General features: G+C 72.7%; 14 protein-coding genes and 1 riboswitch. Of the genes, 5 read left to right on the top strand and 9 right to left on the bottom strand.

Going from position 1 to position 17967, the window contains the following annotated elements; genetic code table 11:
• Positions 1–6: 6 nt before the first annotated feature.
• The 4 genes from H030_RS37635 to H030_RS0120710 form a co-directional block, all read right to left on the bottom strand.
• Positions 7–996 (bottom strand): diacylglycerol/lipid kinase family protein, encoded by a 990-nt coding sequence (locus H030_RS37635; RefSeq protein ID WP_051223271.1) that lies wholly within the window; start codon positions 994–996, stop codon positions 7–9.
• 337 nt (positions 997–1333) lie between these two features.
• Positions 1334–1756: a TIGR03668 family PPOX class F420-dependent oxidoreductase gene (locus tag H030_RS0120720; protein ID WP_051223269.1), complete on the bottom strand. Its 423-nt coding sequence runs from the start codon at positions 1754–1756 to the stop codon at positions 1334–1336.
• A 1-nt stretch (position 1757) separates the two neighbouring features.
• The gene (locus tag H030_RS0120715; RefSeq protein WP_027007516.1) at positions 1758–2606 is read right to left on the bottom strand and encodes an LLM class F420-dependent oxidoreductase; all 849 of its coding nucleotides are present in this window, start codon (positions 2604–2606) and stop codon (positions 1758–1760) included.
• A gap of 30 nt (positions 2607–2636) precedes the next feature.
• Positions 2637–3635 carry a magnesium transporter CorA family protein gene (locus H030_RS0120710; protein ID WP_051223267.1) on the bottom strand — a complete coding sequence of 333 codons (999 nt, stop codon included), beginning with the start codon at positions 3633–3635 and terminating at the stop codon, positions 2637–2639.
• Between the two features lie 132 nt (positions 3636–3767).
• Positions 3768–3858: riboswitch (SAM riboswitch) on the top strand.
• A gap of 60 nt (positions 3859–3918) precedes the next feature.
• Between H030_RS0120710 and thrC the strand changes: the two genes are divergently transcribed.
• A complete protein-coding gene (gene thrC / locus H030_RS0120705) occupies positions 3919–5184 on the top strand; it encodes a threonine synthase (RefSeq protein WP_027007514.1) in 1266 nt (421 codons plus the stop codon).
• Complete coding sequence (locus tag H030_RS0120700; RefSeq protein WP_027007513.1) at positions 5184–5459, top strand: ubiquitin-like small modifier protein 1; 276 nt, start codon at positions 5184–5186, stop codon at positions 5457–5459. Before thrC ends, H030_RS0120700 begins: the two co-directional genes overlap by 1 nt.
• Here H030_RS0120700 and H030_RS0120695 read toward each other — a convergent pair.
• The 3 genes from H030_RS0120695 to H030_RS39795 form a co-directional block, all read right to left on the bottom strand.
• Entirely contained in the window at positions 5456–6154 is a 699-nt protein-coding gene (locus tag H030_RS0120695) for an alpha/beta fold hydrolase (protein ID WP_027007512.1), read from the bottom strand. The genes H030_RS0120700 and H030_RS0120695 overlap by 4 nt on opposite strands.
• A 287-nt stretch (positions 6155–6441) precedes the next feature.
• Complete coding sequence (locus H030_RS0120690; RefSeq protein WP_027007511.1) at positions 6442–7443, bottom strand: sigma-70 family RNA polymerase sigma factor; 1002 nt, start codon at positions 7441–7443, stop codon at positions 6442–6444.
• A gap of 12 nt (positions 7444–7455) precedes the next feature.
• Positions 7456–8109 carry a glutathione S-transferase family protein gene (locus H030_RS39795; protein WP_196809207.1) on the bottom strand — a complete coding sequence of 218 codons (654 nt, stop codon included), beginning with the start codon at positions 8107–8109 and terminating at the stop codon, positions 7456–7458.
• Between the two features lie 140 nt (positions 8110–8249).
• Here H030_RS39795 and H030_RS0120680 point away from each other — a divergent pair, with 140 nt between their 5' ends.
• On the top strand, positions 8250–11657 hold the full coding sequence (locus H030_RS0120680) for a DUF11 domain-containing protein (protein WP_155892172.1): 3408 nt from the start codon (positions 8250–8252) through the stop codon (positions 11655–11657).
• On the opposite strand, the gene H030_RS33965 is transcribed toward H030_RS0120680, so the two are convergent.
• The gene (locus H030_RS33965) at positions 11654–12865 is read right to left on the bottom strand and encodes an MFS transporter (RefSeq protein WP_051223263.1); all 1212 of its coding nucleotides are present in this window, start codon (positions 12863–12865) and stop codon (positions 11654–11656) included. The genes H030_RS0120680 and H030_RS33965 overlap by 4 nt on opposite strands.
• Positions 12866–13060: 195 nt before the next feature.
• Here H030_RS33965 and H030_RS0120670 point away from each other — a divergent pair, with 195 nt between their 5' ends.
• On the top strand, positions 13061–13366 hold the full coding sequence (locus tag H030_RS0120670) for a hypothetical protein (protein ID WP_027007509.1): 306 nt from the start codon (positions 13061–13063) through the stop codon (positions 13364–13366).
• Here the strand turns inward: H030_RS0120670 and H030_RS33960 are convergent.
• Positions 13336–14577: a PucR family transcriptional regulator gene (locus H030_RS33960; protein ID WP_051223261.1), complete on the bottom strand. Its 1242-nt coding sequence runs from the start codon at positions 14575–14577 to the stop codon at positions 13336–13338. The two genes, H030_RS0120670 and H030_RS33960, sit on opposite strands and share 31 nt — an antisense overlap.
• Before the next feature lie 115 nt (positions 14578–14692).
• Between H030_RS33960 and H030_RS0120655 the strand changes: the two genes are divergently transcribed.
• Positions 14693–17956: a penicillin acylase family protein gene (locus H030_RS0120655; RefSeq protein ID WP_027007508.1), complete on the top strand. Its 3264-nt coding sequence runs from the start codon at positions 14693–14695 to the stop codon at positions 17954–17956.
• Positions 17957–17967: the final 11 nt, after the last annotated feature.

Below are 17967 nucleotides of genomic sequence, written 5' to 3'. Positions count from 1 at the left end.
GCCAGCCTACGACACCACGTGCAGCGGCAGCTCGTCGACGCCGTAGCGCGCCTCGACGACATCGCCGATGTAGTCGCCATCGACGTGCAACGGCACCTCGCGCCCGTCGACCGACCGCACCACGACCTCGTGCGCACCCGCGAACCCGTCCACCTGCCGGTGGCGCTCCAGCTTCGCGCGCTCCGAGAACAGCCGGAACATCACGCCCGGCATGACCGTCGGCCGCGTCGACCGCAGCACGACGCCCGCCAGCGTCCGGTCGGTCAGCGTCGCGCCGTGCGCCGCGTGGATCGGCAGCTTGCGGAAGTACGTGTACGGCTCGCCCTTCTGGACCAGCACCGTCACGCCCGGGACCGGCACGCCGCCGTCGGTCACGGTCTCCAGCCGCGGCGGCTTCGCCACGTACTTGCCCAGGAACTCCCCGAACCCGCACCACGCGAAGTAGTACGGGCCGAAGCGCGCCTTCAGATGCGGGTGCGAGTCGACCCGCTTGACGACCGAGGCATCCAGCCCGAGCCCCGACGAGAACAGGAACCGCCGCTCGTTGACCACCGCCATGTGGACCTCACGCGGCTGCCAGTCGTCGGCGATCCGCAGCAGGTGCTCGGTCGCATCGACGATGTCGTTCGGGATCCCGAGCATCCGCGCGTACACGTTGGTCGACCCGCCCGGCAGGCAGGTCAGCGGCGTCGAAGAGCCCCGGAGCCCGTTCGCCGCCTCGTTGACCGTCCCGTCCCCGCCGAACGCGACGACGACGTCGTAGCCCTCGCCGGCCGCCTCGCGCGTCAGCGCGGTGGCGTGGTCACGGGCCTCGGTGTCGACCGCATCGACGTCGTAGCGCCCCTGCAGCGCGTAGACCACCAGGTTCCGGAGTCGGTCCGAAACCGTTGTGGCGTAAGGGTTGACGATGACCAGCATCCGCTTGCGCTCCGTGGGAGCGTTCAGCGCGAACTGGTCGCCGAGGGCTTCGAGCGACGACAACGATGCGGCGGGCACGTCCTGGACTACACCACGAACGCCGTCGGGTGACACCCCTTACGGGTTCGGGAACCCGCACCGCCCAGACGCAGGCGACCACCACTGTCCAGGACCCTCGCGGCCGGTTGAATCCTGGGTGTGACCTCCCTGCGGATCTCCCACCGAGAGCTCGTCGCACTCCTCCTCGTGACGGGCTCCGTACTCGTGGCCGCAGGGACCGCCGACGCCGCCGTATCAACGACCCAGCCGCCTGCCAGCGGCACGGCCGGCGTCAGCTTCCAGTCCGTGCCCTAACGGCCGGTCGCGCTCGCCCCTCTGCAAGCTCTGGGGCGAGCGCGATCGGCGCGCACGACGTTCACGCCGACCAGGAGCGCAGCCGCTCCACGTGCAGCGCGACGACCGGACCCTCCGGACGCCGCGCCTCGCCGCCGTACTGCTCCGGATAGCGGGCCACGAGCAAGTCCACCAACTCGGGCGCGTCCTCCAGGATCTCCGCGCGGCCGTCGGCCCGGACCCACCACAGCGCCGACCAGTCCTCCTCGTAGTGATCGGCGAGGATCGACGCCCGCGGGTCGGCACGCACGTTCGCGAGGCGCGCCAGCGCGCGCGTCGCCTTCGGCTTGTGGTCGACCGCGTGGACGATCAGCCCGCGCGCCGCATCGCACGCGAACGTGATCGGGACGACGTGCGGCGCGCCGTCGGCGGCCGCAAGCGTCGCCAGGCGCGCGACCCGCGCGCGCTCCAGCAGCGCCCAGCCCGCCGCCGCCGCGTCGCTCATCTCACGCCGGGCGGTCGTGCAGCTCCGCCATGACCGCCTCGACGCGGTCCAGCTCGGCCTCGACCACGGACCGCCGCCCCGAGGGCAGCCAGAACAGCACGCGGTCGACGCCGCCGTTCTCATAGGCCTCGAGGACACCAACTTCCGCGGGCGGCCCCATCACGACGACCTCGATCGGCCGATCGGCGCGCGAGCGCAGCTCGGCGATCCGCGGCAGCAGCGTGTCGACGTCGAACGCGTTGGGCATCCACGCGTCGCCGTACTCCAGGACGCGATCGAGCACCGTCGGACCGTTGCCGCCGACCAGGATCGGCGGGTGCGGCTTCTGCAGCGGCTTGGGGTCGGACCAGATCCGCTCGAAGTTCACGAAGTCCCCCGCGAACGACGCCTCGTGCTGCGTCCAGATCGCCCTCATCGCCAGGATGTGCTCGCGCATTCGCCGCATCCGCGTCTTCGGGTTGACGCCGTGGTTCTCCATCTCCTCGCGGTTCCACCCGGCGCCGACGCCGAAGTCGAAGCGCCCACCGCTCAGGTGGTCCAGCGACGCGACCTCCTTGGCGGTCGTGATCGGGTCGCGCTGCGGGACCAGGGCGATCCCGGTCCCGACGCGCAGCGACGTCGTCGCCGCCAGCGCGTAGGCCGACGCCACGAACGGGTCGTACGTGTGCACGTACTTGCGCGGCAGCGGCGGCGCGCCCTCGAACCCGCCCCACGGCGTCAGCCGCGACGCCGGGATGTGCGTGTGCTCGGCCCACATCAGCCACCGATGGCCACGTTCTTCTACAAGTCGCGCGATCTCGGCGGGCTGGAGCCCGTCGTGCGTCGGGAAGTAAGCAACACCAGCGTCCATGCCTCCGGACGCTAGCGCGGACCGCAAGTCCTACAACCAGCCCCGATCGCGGAACCACCAGATCATCCCGACGAGCACGCCGAGCATCACCGCGATCGTGATCCAGAACGCGTGGATCGAGCCCTGGCCCGGGACGCCGACGTTCATGCCCAGCACCGACGCGATCAGCGTCAGCGGCAGCATGATCACGCTGAACGCGGTCAGCACCCGGATCGAGTCGTTCAGGCGGTGCGAGAGCACCGACTCGTTCGTGGTCTCGAGTCCCTCGATGACCTCGCGGTAGTTCTCCAACATGTCCCAGACGCGTTCGGACGCGTCGTTGATGTCGTCGAAGTAGATGTCCAGCTCGCCCGTGACGTAGCGCTTGGTGCGCTCGAGGTCGCGGAGCGCCGCGCGCTGCGGCCGGACGATCTTGCGGAAGTTGATGATCTCCTGCTTCGCGTTGGAGAGGTCGCGCACGATCTCGCGGTTGGCCTCCTCGTCGAAGATGGCCTGTTCGAGCCGCTCGAGCTTGAGCCCCATCTTGCGCAGCATCGGGAACGAGGCGTCCACGCACGCGTCGACCACCTTGTACAACAAGTAGCCGGCGCCCTTGCTGAACATGTCCTCGCGGACGTCCTCGTTGTTCTGGCAGCGGTCGAAGACGTACTGCAGCGGCGCAAGCGCCTCGTTGGGCAGCGTGATCAGGAAGTCCGGCCCGACGAAGATGTCGAGCTCGGCCGCGTTGAGCCGGTTGACGCGCTTGTCGTAGACCGGGAAGTGCAGGACGACGAACAGGTAGCCGTCGTACTCGTCGACCTTCGGGCGCTGGTTGCGCGAGAAGACGTCCTCGTAGTCCAGCGGGTGGAAGTCGAAGTGCTCTTCCAGCCAGGCGCGGTCGATCTGCCGCGGGCGCTCGATGTTGAACCAGCGCAGCCCGTCGGCCTCGACGGACTCGACGTTCGGCGTCTCAGGCTCTACGACCTGCGTGAGCCCGTCCGTTCGAGAGCGGGCAGCACGACGCAGAGGCGGGCGGGGAAGCCTCGGCATACGGACTGAAGGGCTCGTCGACGGTCGGGATCACAACGCCTCTTAGTCTACCGTCCGACCAGCCGGAACCGCGCTGCGACATGGGGATTTGCAGCCTCAAGTTGGCTTGCTATCGTTCCGACCACATAGCTGTACACGTCCAGAGGGGTGGAGGGACTGGCCCGATGAAACCCCGGCAACCCCCGCATTCGTGCGGGAAGGTGCCAATTCCTGGAGACGTGTGGCGTAGGAAGCCAACTTCTTCGTCACACAAGGACCATCGACGAAGAACAGGGGTTCCCCAATGGCTGTCACCAACCTTGCCTGTCGCGAGTGCGGCACCGAGTACGAGCTCACCGCGCAGTACGTCTGCTCGAAGTGCTTCGGCCCGCTCGAGGTCAAGTACGACCACAGCGCGCTGGCCGACGACGTCGCCTCGCTGAAGCGCCGGATCACCTCCGGCCCGCAGAACATCTGGCGCTACGTCGACTTCCTGCCGCTCGTCGACGGCCAGCCCGGCCCGAGCGCCAAGGTCCTGTCGCGCGTCGGCCTGCCCGCCGGCTGCACGCCGCTCGTGCGCGCCGACCGCCTCGCCGAGCGCCTGGGCCTCAAGGAGGTCTGGGTCAAGAACGACGCGCACAACCCCACGCACTCGTTCAAGGACCGCGTGGTCTCGGTCGCCGCCGCCCGCGCGCGTGAGCTCGGCTTCGACACGCTGGCCTGCGCCTCGACCGGCAACCTCGCCAACGCCGTGGCCGCCGCGGCCGCCGCGCTGGGGATGCCGTCCTACGTCTTCATCCCGAGCAACCTCGAGGAGCAGAAGATCCTCGCGACCGGCGTCTACGGCACCAACCTGGTGAAGATCAGGGGCAACTACGACGACGTCAACCGGCTCTGCACCGAGATCTCCGGCGAGCAGGAGTCGTGGGCGTTCGTCAACGTCAACATGCGCCCGTACTACGCCGAGGGGTCCAAGACCCTGGCCTACGAGATCGCCGAGCAGCTCGGGTTCCGCACGCCGGACCGCGTCGTCGCGCCGATCGCGTCCGGGTCGTTGTACACCAAGATCGCCAAGGGCTTCGACGAGTGGCGTGACCTCGGCCTGATCGAGGGCGACGCGCCGACGATGAACGGCGCCCAGGCCCTGGGCTGCTCGCCGGTCGCCACCGCGTTCGCCGCGGGCACCGACGTCTGCAAGCCGGTCAAGCCGGACACGATCGCCAAGTCGCTGGCGATCGGCAACCCGGCCGACGGCCCGTACGCGGTCGAGCTGGCCAACAACACCGGCGGCAGCGTCGACAGCGTCACCGACGAGGAGATCAAGGCGGGCATCCGCCTGCTGGCCGAGACGACCGGCATCTTCACCGAGACCGCCGGCGGCGTGACCACCGCGACGCTCGCCAAGCTCGCCGACCGCGGCGACATCGACCCGGAGGAGCGCGTCGTGCTCGTCATCACCGGCGACGGCCTCAAGACGCTCGACGCGGTCCGCGACACGTTCCATGCCCACGAGATCGAGCCGAAGTTCTCCGACTTCGAGAACACCGTGCTGAGCGGGGTCGGCGCCTGATGGCCGTCACCGTCAAGCTCCCGACCCAGCTGCGCGCCGCCGCCGGCGGCGCGGGCAGGCTGGAGGCCGAGGGCGCGACCGTCGGCGCCGTCCTGCAGTCCGTGTACGCGTCGCACCCCGAGTTGAAGGACTCGATCTCCGACGGCGACGGCGGCCTGCGCCGCTTCGTCAACGTCTACGTCGACGGCGAGGACGTCCGCTTCGGCGACGGCCTCGACACCGCCGTCAAGGACGGCGGCGAGGTCCAGATCCTCCCGGCCGTCGCCGGGGGCTAGTCCTTCAACAACCAGGCCGCCACGTCGCGCGGCCTGGAGAGCGAGGCGAGATGGCCGGCGTCGATGGCATCGGCCTCGACGCCCAGCCGCGTGCGCGTCAGGTCCTGCATGAAGGTGTAGGGGAACAGGCGGTCGCCGCGGCCGAGCAGGACGCGGGTCGGGATGTCCTCCGGCCACGCGTCGAGCGGGAACGGCTCCGAGAACGACGCGCCCGACTCGTCCTGCTGCGGGCGCTCGTAGGCCTCGGTCGTGACGTCGTCGGCGATGTCGTGGAAGAACGTGGTGCGCTCGTCGAACGGCGCGTCGGGGTCGCGGCCGGCGGCGCGCTCGGCCGCGGCGTAGGCCGCCGAGTGCCCGGACGCCGACCACCAGGCGCTCCCCGACTCGCCCGGCGCGGGGATCATCGGGCACGTCAGGTCCAGCCGGACGACCGCGCCGCCGGACCGGGCGGCCGCCACCGGCGCGCTGAACGCACCCATCGACTGCGCGACCAGCGCGACGTCGCGGCGGTCGCCGATCGCCTCGAGGATCGCGTCGGCGTAGTCGTCCAGCCCGGCGTCCTCGTCCCCGGCGGGGAGGTCGACGGCGACGGCATCGCGCCCGGCCGCGCGCAGCAACGGCACGACGCGCGACCAGTACCAGCCGTCGCCGCCGGCTCCGGGGACGAGGACGAACGCGGAGGGGGAAGGGGTCATGCCCTCACAGACGGCACGCCGCGCGCAGAATCATCGGTGGCCTGTCCGGTCACCGGTGAGTTTCGGTGGCTCGTGGCGTCTGAGGTGGCATGGAGCCGATCGCGACGCTCGTCGTCGTCGCCGAGGATGGGACGGAGCTGTGCGTCGGGGAGATGACGCAACGGCCGGACCTCGCCTGCGTCGACCGGCTCGCCAGGCTCCAGCTCGCGGCGCGGCGGGCCGGGATGCGGCTCGTGGTCCGCGACCCGCACCCGAACCTCGGCGGGCTGCTGGAGCTGTGTGGCCTGTCAGGCCAGATCGGCCTCGAGCCGCTCGGGCAGCCCGAAGTACGGGAACAGCTCGGGGTAGATGAAGTGGTGCAGCCCCGAGATCTTCCCCCCTGAGGTCTCGACCACCACGATCGCCCACGGCGCGAACGTGCCGTCTTCGCGCGGGTTGTAGATCCCGACCGCCGGCCCGCCGTTGGCTGACGTCGGCACGAGCTTCGACCCCTCGCACTTGGCGCCGGTCGTCGTCATGAACGTGACGATGTCGTCGTGGCCCTGGACCCAGAGCGGGAACGGCGGCATCGAGAACGCCGCGTCGCGCTGGAGCAAGGCCACCAACTCGGTCATGTCATAGCGCTCGAACGCGTCGACGTAGCGCGCCAGGAGGTTCTGCTGCTCGGCGTCGCCGTCGACCACCGAGCTGACGCCGCCCGCGGCGTCGAGGTCGAGCTCTTCGAGCGTCGCCCGCGCGCGCTGCAGCGCGGAGTTGACCGACGCGACCGAGGTGTCCAGCAGCTCGGCGACCTCGCTCGCCTGCCAGCGCAGCACCTCGCGCAGGATCAGCACCGCGCGCTGTTTGGGCGGCAGGTGCTGCAGGGCGGCGACGAACGCCAGCCGCAGCGTCTCGCGCCCCGCGGCGATCGCCGCCGGGTCGCCGCCCGCGGCGCCGTCGGCCGGGAGCACGCGCGCGTCGGCGATCGGCTGCACCCACGAGTCCAGCGCGTCGCCCAGGGAGGCATCGGCGGCGGACGCCGGTCCCATGTCCATCGGCGTCGCCCGCCGCTGCGGCGTCTGCAGCATGTCGAAGCACACGTTCGACGCGATCCGGTACAGCCACGCCTTCAGCGCGGCCGGCTCCTGGAGCGCGTCGGCGTTGCGCCACGCGCGCACCATCGTCTCCTGCACCGCGTCCTCGGCCTCCGAGCCCGAGCCGAGCATCCGGTAGCAGTAGCCGGTCAGCGCCCTGCGGTGGGTCTCCAGCTCCCGCTCGATCGTCGGCTCGCCTGCGTGGACGGGTGGCATCGGGACCAGAGGCTATCCGTAGATCGACCGGCCTTCCAGCCGCCGCGCGTTGGCCCCGTACGGCTGCACGTCGTTCATGTAGCCCGGCGTGCACGCCACGCGCGTCAGCCATTCGACGACGGCCGGGAAGTCCTCCAGCGGCAATCCGGCCTGGCCGGCCACGTGCGTGTAGCCGTACAGCGCGATGTCCGCGATGGTGTAGGCGTTGCCCACGACCCACCCGGACCGCGACGCGCGCAGGTGCGAGTCAAGGAGCCCCAGTGCTTCCAGACCCGCAGCGTGCCGCGCCCGCGCCGCGGCGTCGCCCGCCGACCAGCGCCCCGTGATCAGCCGGAAGCGCAGCCCGCCGGTCGCCGGGAGCAGGTCGGCCTGCTCCCACAGCAGCCAGCGCAGTACCTCGGCGCGCGCCAGCGGCGAGTCCGGCAGCAGCGGCGTCCCCTCGGCCAGGAACCACAGGATCGCGCCGGACTCCGGCAGCGCCCAGCCGTCGTCGAGCTCCAGCACCGGCACGGTGCGCGCCGGGTTGAGCCGCGCGAACTCGTCGGTCAGCGTCGCACCGGCGAAGATGTCGTGCTCGATCTGCTCGACGTCGCCGCGGCCGAGCTGCGCGAGCAGCAGGCGGACCTTGTAGGCGTTGCACGAGGCGGCGTAGGTGTGGAGTCTCATCGAGCCCTCCAACGCGCCACCCCGCGATTCCGTGAGGTCGGCGGGCGATCTCCCCGCAAACCGCCGGTTTCCGGTGGCCGAGCGCAACGGCGTCAGGTCGGTTGCCGTGACCGCTCGCGGGCCCTACCGTCGGCCGCGGCATGCGTGCTCGGGCAGGGGTCGCAGCAGGGTGGTTGGTGGTCTTGATGCTGCTGGCCGCCGCCTCCGCGCAGGCCGAGCGCGCCTTCGCACCGCGCTTCACCGCCAACGCGCAGGGCGACGTCGCGATCGCCGCCAACACCGCGCTGAGCTGCATCACGGTCGACGTCAGCTGCGCCGCGATCCGCGACGGCACCGCGCCCGGCAACACGTTGAACAACAACACCACGTTGATGTCCTACGTCGACGTCGACAGCGACCCCGCCACGTTCGACTCCAGCGCCGCGACGCTCACGCTCCCGACCACCGCCCACGTCCTGTTCGCCGGCCTCTACTGGGGCGCGCGCACGAAGGCCGGGATCGGCGGCGCCGCTGCGCCCGACGCGTCCGCCCGCGGCCGCGTCCTGCTGCGCGCACCCGGGAGCGACACCTACAACTCGGTCACCGCGTCCCAGGTCGACGAGGCGGGCGACATCTACCAGGGCTTCGCCGACGTCACCGGCGCGGTCCGCGACGCGGGCGGCGGCGAGTACACGGTCGCCGACCTGCAGGCCGGCACCGGGCGCAACGACGCCCAGCTCGCCGGCTGGTCGCTGGTCGTCGCCTACGGCGACCAGGCCGCGCCGCCGCGCAGCCTGGCGGTCTTCGACGGCCTCCAGAACGTCAGCACGACGCTGACCGCCCCGGTCACCATCGCGCTGTCGGGGTTCCGGACGCCGACGACCGGCACCGTCCGCTCGCGCGCCGGCATCGTCGCCTACGAGGGCGACCGCAACACGACCGGCGACGCCGTGACGCTTCAGAGCCCGGCCGGCGACGTCGGCCTGCCCCAGGGCGCGCCGTCCAACAACGCGTTCCGCTCGGCGATCACCATCGACGGCGCCGACGACCGCCTGCGCGACCCGGCCTACGACAACCAGCTCGGCTTCGACGTCCACCAGCTCGACACCACCAACCTGCTCGGCAACGGGCAGACCTCCACAGCGGTCAAGCTCAGCACGAGGGGCGACGCCTACCAGCCCGGCGTGGTGACGATCGCCACCGACCTGCACGCGCCGCGCATCACCGCGACCAAGACGGTGGACAGGTCCGCCGCCGGGCTCGGCGACGTGCTGACCTACACGACCACGATCCGCAACAGCGGCGAGGACGCGGCGACCGGCGTCGTGTTCGCCGACGACCTCCCGGCCGGCGTCACGCTCGTCCCCGGCTCGGTCACGGTCGACGGCACCGCCGTGCCCGGTGCCGACCCGGCCGCGCTCGCGCTCGGCACGCTCGCTCCGGGTGCGACCCGCGTCGTCGGTCTCAGCGTGCGCGTCGCCACCGGCGGGTTGACGACCGGCACGGTGATCGACAACGCGGCCGACGTCGCCTTCACCGCCGAGGACCTCGGCACCCGCGACCGCGTGACCACCGCGCCCGCGCGGACCGCCATCGCGGTCCCGGACCTCGCGATCGGCAAGTCCCACAGCCCCGCGCTGGTCAGCGGCGGCACCTCGACCTACACGCTCGACGTCACCAACGCGGGCGACGCCGCGTCGAGCGGGACCGTGCGCGTGACCGACACGCTCGACGCCGCCCTCACCGCCACCGGCCCCGCGACCGGCGCGGGCTGGACCTGCACCGGCACGCGCGCGATCGCATGCACGCGCGCCGACGCGCTGGCGCCCGGCGCCGACTACCCGCCGATCCGGATCCCCGTGCGCGTCGCGGCCGGCGCGCCGGCCGGCGAGATCTCCAACGCCGCGACGGTGAGCGCGGCGCCCGACGGCGACGCGAGCGACGACACGGCCATCGACGCGGGCGCGGTCTCGACGCCGGACGTCGACCTCGCGCTGACCAAGACGACCTCGAGCGCCCCGGCGACCACCGCGGACCGGTACGTCCCCGGCGAGGACGTCGTCTTCACGCTCGTGGTCACCAACCACGGCCCCGACACCGCGCCGGAGGCGACGGTCGTCGACCACCTGCCCGCCGCGCTGCTCGGCGGCTCGGGCGTCTCGCCGCGCGGGCCCTGCGACACGCCCGACGCGCAGACCGTCCGCTGCGACGCCGGGCCGCTGGCCGCCGGCGAGAGCGTCACGGTCACCGTCCGTGGCACGCTGGCCACGACGATCCCGCCGTACCCGCCCGGCCAGACGGTGACCAACACCGCGACGGTCAGCGCCGGGTCGGCGACCGACACCGACCCGAGCAACGACAAGGCGTCCTCGACGTTCGACACGGTCCCGGTCACCGACCTCTCGATCACGAAGTCGTTCACACCCGCGCACCCGGCCGCGGGCGGGCTCGTGACCTACACGGTGACCGTGCGCAACAACGGCCCGCAGGTGACCGATGTCGCCGTCGCGGACCTGATCCCGGACGCGCTGCAGGACGTGAGGGCCGAGGCCGGCGGTGGCGCGACCGGCGACTGCCAGGTCGGCCCGTTCCCCGGGGCGCCGCGCGACCTGCCGCAGTGCGCGATCCCGCAGCTGGAGGTCGGCGGCGAGCGCGTGTTCCGGATCACCGGGCGGCTGGCGGCCGGGAGTGCCGGGACGCCGGTGACCAACACGGCGGCGGTCGCCGGCCAGGCGGCCGAGGAGGACTTCTCCAACAACCTGGCGGCGGTCACGTTCACGCCCGGAACGAGCGCGCTGGTGCTGAGCAAGTCGGTGGACACGCCCACCGCAGCGGTCGGCGACACCATCACCTACACCTTGACCGCGCGCGACACGGGCGACGCCGACACGCAAGGCGTCGTCGTGACCGACCCGCTGCCCGCGGGCCTGGCGGTCGCGGGCGGTCTGCCGGACGGCTGCGCCGCCGACGCCGGGACCGTGACGTGCCGCGCCGCCGCGATCGCGGCGGGCGCGGAGCGCGCGTTCGCGATCCCCGTGACGGTCACGACGGCCGCCGCGGGGACGACGGTCGTCAACCGCGCGACCGCGACGAGCGACGACAGTGCGGACGCGCCGGAGGCCGAGGCCGACGTGGCGGTCGCGCCGTGCGGCGACGCGTGCGCCGCTGCGCCGCCGCCTGCCGAGGCGCCCGCCGCGCCCGCGCCGGGCGAGACGCCGGCCGTCCCGGCCTCGCCGCCGAGCGTCGGCGGCCAGGGGTCGCCGCCGCTGACCGTCGCGGCGTCCTGTACCTCCAAGCGGCGCTTCGTCATCCGCCTGCGCGAGCGGCGCGGGCGCACGATCGTCCGCGCAAGCGTCACGGTGCAGGGGCGCCGGATCGCGGTCCGCAGGCGCGCCGACGGCCGCTGGGTGGCGACCGTCGACCTGCGCGGCGCGCCGCGGGCGACCTATCGCTTCACGGTCCGGGCGACGCTGCGCGGCGGCCGGGCGCTGCGCTGGTCGCGCGCGTACAGGACGTGCGCGGCCAAGCAGCAGGCGTCCAACCGCCTCGGGGATCCGGGCGCGCTCTAGGCGGCCACGGCGGCCGTCGCCGTCGCGCGGCGGTGGCGCGCCAGCGTCGCGGCGGCCGCCCCGAGGGCCAGCACCACGAGGACCGACCCGTACACGTTGGTCGTGGCGAGCAGCCCCGCGTGCGAGACCGCGACGCCGGCGGCGACCGCCGGGATCGAGAACCCGCCGTAGCAGAGCACGTAGACCGCGGCGACCAGCGACGCGCGCTCGGTCGGCGGCGCGAGCGACACGGTGGACTTGAAGCCACCGCTGAACCCGGCGCCGAAGCCGACGCCCGCGATGACGCTGCCGATGAAGAACAGCGACGTGATCCCGTCGTTCAACCCCAACAACGTGATCCCGATGCCGAGCGCCAGCGCCAGCGCGCCGCCGATCAGGACGTGCGACGGGTGCCGGTTGGCGACGAGCAGGCTCGCGATCGAGCCGGTCCCGGCGACGGCCACGACGACCAGCGCGCCGATCACGTGGCTGGAGTTGCCCAGCACGCCCGCGACCAGCGACGGGCCGAGCGACAGGTACAGGCCGCCGAGCGCCCACGTCGCCAGCAGGACCGGCGCGCCGGCCAGGAACGAGGCGCGCGCCTGGGGCGGGATCCCGATCGACGGCGAGAACGTCGAGCGCAGCGAGGCGCCGGCCGAGCGCTGCACGGTCTCCGGCATCGCCAGGGTCCCGGCGATCGCCAGCACGAACACGCCGGTCAGCAGCCAGTAGACGAGGCGCAGCGGGTCCGGCGCGTACTCGACGAGCAGCCCGGAGCCGAGCGCGCCGAGCGCCAGGCCGAACGGCGGCGCGGCGGCCGACAGGACCGCGCCGAGGTGCGGGCGGTGCTTCGGCGCGAGGTCGATCAGCGCCGCGGAGATCGCGCCCATGCCGACGCCGGTCGCGACGCCCTGGACGATCCGGGCCGCGAACAGCGCGCCGACGCCGTGCGCGAGGCCGAACAGGACCATCGCGACGAGCTGCACCGCGAGCGCGCCGAGCAGCACCGGCCGGCGGCCGACGCGGTCGCTCAGCGACCCGGCGAAGATCAACGCCAGCAACAACGCGACGGCGTAGACGGCGAACACGCTGGTCAGCGTGATCGGGGAGAAGTGCCACTTCGCCTGGTAGACGATGTACAACGGCGACGGCGCGCTGGAGGCGAAGAGCAGGAAGCCGAGCGTCGCGACGAGCATCCAGAAGGAGGCTCCGCGCGAGAGCGTGGGCATGCGGTGAGACAGGGTGCGGGGAGAGGGAATGGCGGTCATGGGGGTCGTCCTGCGAGGGTAGTTCGAAAGACGTCGAACCATCATAGCGAAGATTCGATGGGAATCGAACCACATCGGCGGTGTCGGTTTCATGACGCTCCCGACTCCGGGTCCGTGAGGTGGACCGTTCGGCGGCGGACGGTTACGCTCGCTCCCATGCACGGCGAGCTGCTGACCTCCGCGCTGGAGTACCTGCCGGGCGAGCCGGTCACGGTGGTGGTCCGGGAGCGCGGCGTACGGCGTGACATCGGCGACGAGGGCCGCGCGATCGCGCTGGCCGGCAAGCCGCGCGGGTGGCACGCGGTCGCCGAGCGGCTGTGCGCGGCGGAGGGCATGAACGTCGCGCGCGACGGCCGGATCTTCGTGCTCGTCAACGCGGCCCGCGACGTTGACGGCCTCGCCGCGCGGATCGCGGAGCTGAGCGCCGAGGTCTACGACGCGGTGCTCGACCTGGAGGGCTGATCGCCCGCTCCGACGCGCAGCGCGAGCGCCAGCTCGAAGCGCGCGTCGGGGTCCTCGAGCGCGGGGCCGAACAGCTCGCGCAGGGCCCTCAACCGGTAGCGGACGGTCTGGACGTGGAGGCCGAGGCGGTCGGCCATCGCCTGCGGCCGGCCGGGGTCGGCGAGCCAGGCGGCGAGGGTTGCGGTGAGCCGCTCGCGCGCCGCGGCGTCGAGCGTGTCGAGCGGCGCCAGCCGGCGCGCGGCGACCTCGCGGGCCAGGTCCGGCGCGGCGCCGAGCAGCAGCGCGAGCTCGTGGTCGTCGGCGCGGACGATGCCGTCGGGATCGTCGGAGGGGCGCAGCGTCCCCGCGCGCACGTGGTCCAGCAGCGCGACCGCGCGGGCGACCGAGCGCGCGGCGTGCGGCGCCTGCACGGCGGGCCCGATCGCCAGCGGCGCCTCCAGGCCCAGAGCGGTCATCGCGCGCGCGAGCCAGCGCTCGGCCTCGGCGTCGTCGGCGACCACGAGCGCGAGGCGCCCGTCCGGGACCGTCGCGGTCAGGACGCGGTCCGGGCCGGGACCGGCGGGCACCGCGAGCGGGTCGGCCGGCAGCGCGGCGACCGCGACGCGGACGTCGTTGGGCAGCGTCCAGCCGGCCGCGGCGGCCGCGCTGCGCAGGACGTCGTCGCCGACCGGCGGGTTGGAGAGCAGCAGCGAGACGAGCCGCTCGCGCAGCGCGCGGTCGCGGCGCCGCGCCTCGGCCTCCTGGGCGCTGAAGCCCGCGGCGGCGGCGACGCTGAGTTCATCAACAAGCTCCAGCACCGCGCGGCCGAACGCGAACGTCTCGGCCGCGGGCAGCGACGCGTCCTGGGGCAGCAGCGCGGTCGAGCGCTCCCACATCGCCAGCCCGCCGAGGCGGTAGAACGACAACAACTCGGTGAGCGTCCGGCCCGCGGCCTGCTGCGCGCGCCCGTGCGCGACGAACAGCGCGACGCCCTCGTCCGGGAGCGCGTCGCCGCGCAGGCGCGCGAGGAAGCGCTCGACCGCGGCGCGGGCGCCGAGGCGCAGGTTGCGCAGCGTCGCGGCGTCCGGCGCGCCGTCCGGCCCGGCTCCGGCGGCGAAGCGCTCGAGCACGTCGTCGGCCAGCTCCTCGACGTGGACGGCGAGCAGCGCGGCGAGGTCGACGTCGCCGATCCGGGCGGCGTGTCCTGACGCCGACGCTCCTCCCGCCTCCATTGGAGGGAACCTACAACCAGGCAGTGCGGAACGTCGCGGTTCCTCCTAGTTCGCTCGAACGAACGACGGGCATCTGGGGCGTGTCCATCCCATTCCCGGAGGAGGAACCGGTCCCATGATCCGACGCACCGTCCGCGTCGTGCTCGCGCTCGCCGCCGTCACGGCCCTGGCGCTCACACCCACGCTCGCCTCGGCGGCCGCACCGCCCGACTACTGCCTCGGGCAGTGCTCCGACATCCTGCCGCCCGGCGCCAACGGCCATGCGACGCTGGCCGAGATCCTGGCCAACAAGGCGCTCGGCGTCCGGCCCGCGCACACCGACGACCAGCTCGGCCCGTACGCCGCGCTGACCCAGGGCGCCAACACGCTGACCGACAGCAACCTGAACAACTTCTTCAACGACGCGTCGCTCGGGGTCCCGTCGACGAGCGCCGAGAGGACCTACAGCCCGCGCGCCGACGTCACGATCGTCCGTGACGACAGGGGCATCCCGCACATCACCGGCACCACGCGCGCCGGGACCGAGTTCGGCGCGGGCTACGCGGGCGCCGAGGACCGGCTGTTCGTGATGGACCTGATGCGCCACGTCGGCCGCGGCGAGCTGACCTCGTTCGCGGGCGGCGCGCCCGGCAACCGCGTGCTGGAGCAGAACCTCTGGCGCGCCGCGCCCTACACCGAGGACGACCTGCAGGCCCAGGTCCAGCGGCTGGCGGACTCCGGCCCGCGCGGCGCGCAGCTGCTGAGCGACATCGACGACTACCTCGACGGCGTCAACGCCTACATCTCGAAGTCGCACGGCGACCGGACGTTCCCGGGCGAGTACGTCGTCACCGGCCACGCCGACGCGATCACCAACGCCGGCGGCCCGGAGCCGTTCACGCGCACCGACCTGATCGCGATCGCCGCGGTCATCGGCGGGCTGTTCGGCAACGGCGGCGGGGAGGAGCTGAACTCGGCGCTCGTCAAGCAGGCCGCGGAGGCCAAGTACGGCGTCGCGCAGGGCGACAGGGTCTGGGCCGCGCTGCGCGACCAGGACGACCCGGAGGCGACGACGACCGTCCACGACGGGACGAGGTTCCCGTACGGCAGCGCGCCGGGCGACACGAGCGGCGTCGCGATGCCGGACGCGGGGACGCTGCAGGACAGCGACGTCGTCCAGGACCCGACGGGCAGCGCGGCGAGCGCCAGCGCGGCCGCGGCGTCGGCGAAGGCGCGCTCGCTGCGCGTCAAGGGCGTGCCCAAGAAGTACAAGAAGCTCGCCGGGATGTTCTCCGGCGGCGCGATGCCGGGGCTCAAGCTCGGCGGCCACCACCAGGGCATGTCCAACGCGCTGGTCGTCTCCGGCGCCAACACCAAGAGCGGCAACCCGGTCGCGGTCTTCGGCCCGCAGACCGGCTACTTCGCGCCGCAGCTGCTGATGCAGGAGGAGCTGCAGGGCCCGGGCATCAGCGCCCGCGGCGTCTCGTTCTCGGGGTTGAACTTCTACGTGGAGATCGGACGCGGCCCGGACTACGCGTGGTCGCCGACGTCGGCCGAGCAGGACATCACCGACACCTACGCGGTGACGCTGTGCGAGCCCGATGGCAGCACGCCGTCGCGTAGTAGCAAGTCCTACATGTTCCACGGGACGTGCACGCCGATGGAGAAGCTGCAGCGCTCCGACTCCTGGTCGCCGACGCTGGCCGACGGCACCGCGAGCGGGTCCTACAACCTGGTCACCTATCGCACCAAGTACGGCCTGGTGACCGGGACCGCGACGCGCGCCGGCAGGCCGGTGGCCTACACGGCGCTGCGCTCGACCTACCTGCACGAGGCCGACTCGGCGCTCGGCTTCCAGATGCTCAACGACCCCGACGTCATGAAGGACGCGGACGGCTTCAAGTCGGCCGCCTCCAACATCGACTTCGCGTTCAACTGGTTCTACGTCAACGACCACCAGAGCGCCTTCTACGACTCGGGCCGCAACCCGGTCCGGGCGGCGGGCGCCGACCCGAACCTGCCGGTCAAGGCCGAGCCGCAGTACGAGTGGCGCAACTGGAACCCGGCGACCAACACGGAGGACGTCACGCCGCCGGCCCAGCATCCGCAGGCCGTCAACCAGGACTACTTCGTGTCCTGGAACAACAAGCAGGCGCCGGGCTACAGCGCGGCGGACGGCAACTTCTCCTACGGGTCGGTGCAGCGCGTCGACCTGCTCGACCGCGGCGTCAAGACGGCGCTGGCGCAGGGGCAGAAGCTCGACCGCGCGGGGCTGACCAAGATCATGGAGAACGCGGCGACGACCGATCTGCGCGGCTCGCGCGTGCTGCCGACGTTGTTGAGGGTGATCGACAGCGGGGGCGTGCCGAGCGACCCGGCGACGGCGTCGGCGGTGAGCGCGTTGCGGACGTGGCTCGACCACGGCGCGCGGCGCGTGGAGGCCGCGCAGGGCGACAGGAGGTACGTCGACGCCGACGCGATCCGGGTGTTCGACGCGTGGTGGCCGAAGCTCGTGAGCGCCGAGTTCCGGCCGGGCATGGGCGACGACCTGTACGCCAAGACGGTCCGGGCGCTGCAGATCAACGAGTCGCCGTCGGGCGGGCAGAACGGCGACGTGTCCGGTGGCGCGGTCTCGACGAACCAGGCGCAGTCGCACAAGGGCTCGTCGTTCCAGTTCGGCTGGTGGGGCTACGTCGACAAGGACCTGCGGTCGCTGCTCGGGCAGCCGGTCCAGAACGGGCTGCCGGTGAGGTACTGCGGCGGCGGCGACCTGTCGCAGTGCCGCGCGACGTTGTTGTCGTCCTTGGCGGCGGCGGTCGGCGAGCCGGCGGCGACCACGTACCCGGGTGACAGGTCGTGCTCGGCGGGCGACCAGTGGTGCGCCGACACGATCGTCCAGTCGCCGCTGGGCGGCGTGACCGACGACGCGATCGCGTGGCAGAACCGGCCGACCTACCAGCAGGTCGTGTCGTTCCCGGCGGGGCGCGGGGATGACGTGAGCAACCTGGCGCTCGGGCGTCCGGTGAGCGCGACGAGCTACCAGCACGGGCTGTTCCAGCCGACGCTGCCGGCGAGCAACGCGGTCGACGGGAACCTGTCGACGCGCTGGGCGTCGGCGTGGAGGGACGGCGAGTCGATCACCGTCGACCTCGGCTCGGTCAGGACCGTCGCGCGGACGATCCTGCGCTGGGAGAGCGCGTACGGCAAGGCCTACAAGATCGAGACGTCCACCGACGGGACGTCCTGGAGGCAGGCCTACGCGACGACCGCCGGCGACGGCGGGACCGACGACGACGCGTTCGGCGCGGCGGTCCCGGCCCGCTACGTCCGGCTGACCGGTGTGCAGCGCGCGACGTCGTACGGCTACTCGCTGTACGAGCTGGAGGTGTACGCGCACTAGGCGCCGCCGAG

It is taken from the genome of Conexibacter woesei Iso977N, from assembly GCF_000424625.1.
Classification (GTDB): domain Bacteria; phylum Actinomycetota; class Thermoleophilia; order Solirubrobacterales; family Solirubrobacteraceae; genus Baekduia; species Baekduia woesei_A.
The sequence above is the reverse complement of the archived record's forward strand: the minus strand, read 5'-3'. Positions and strand labels throughout refer to the sequence as shown.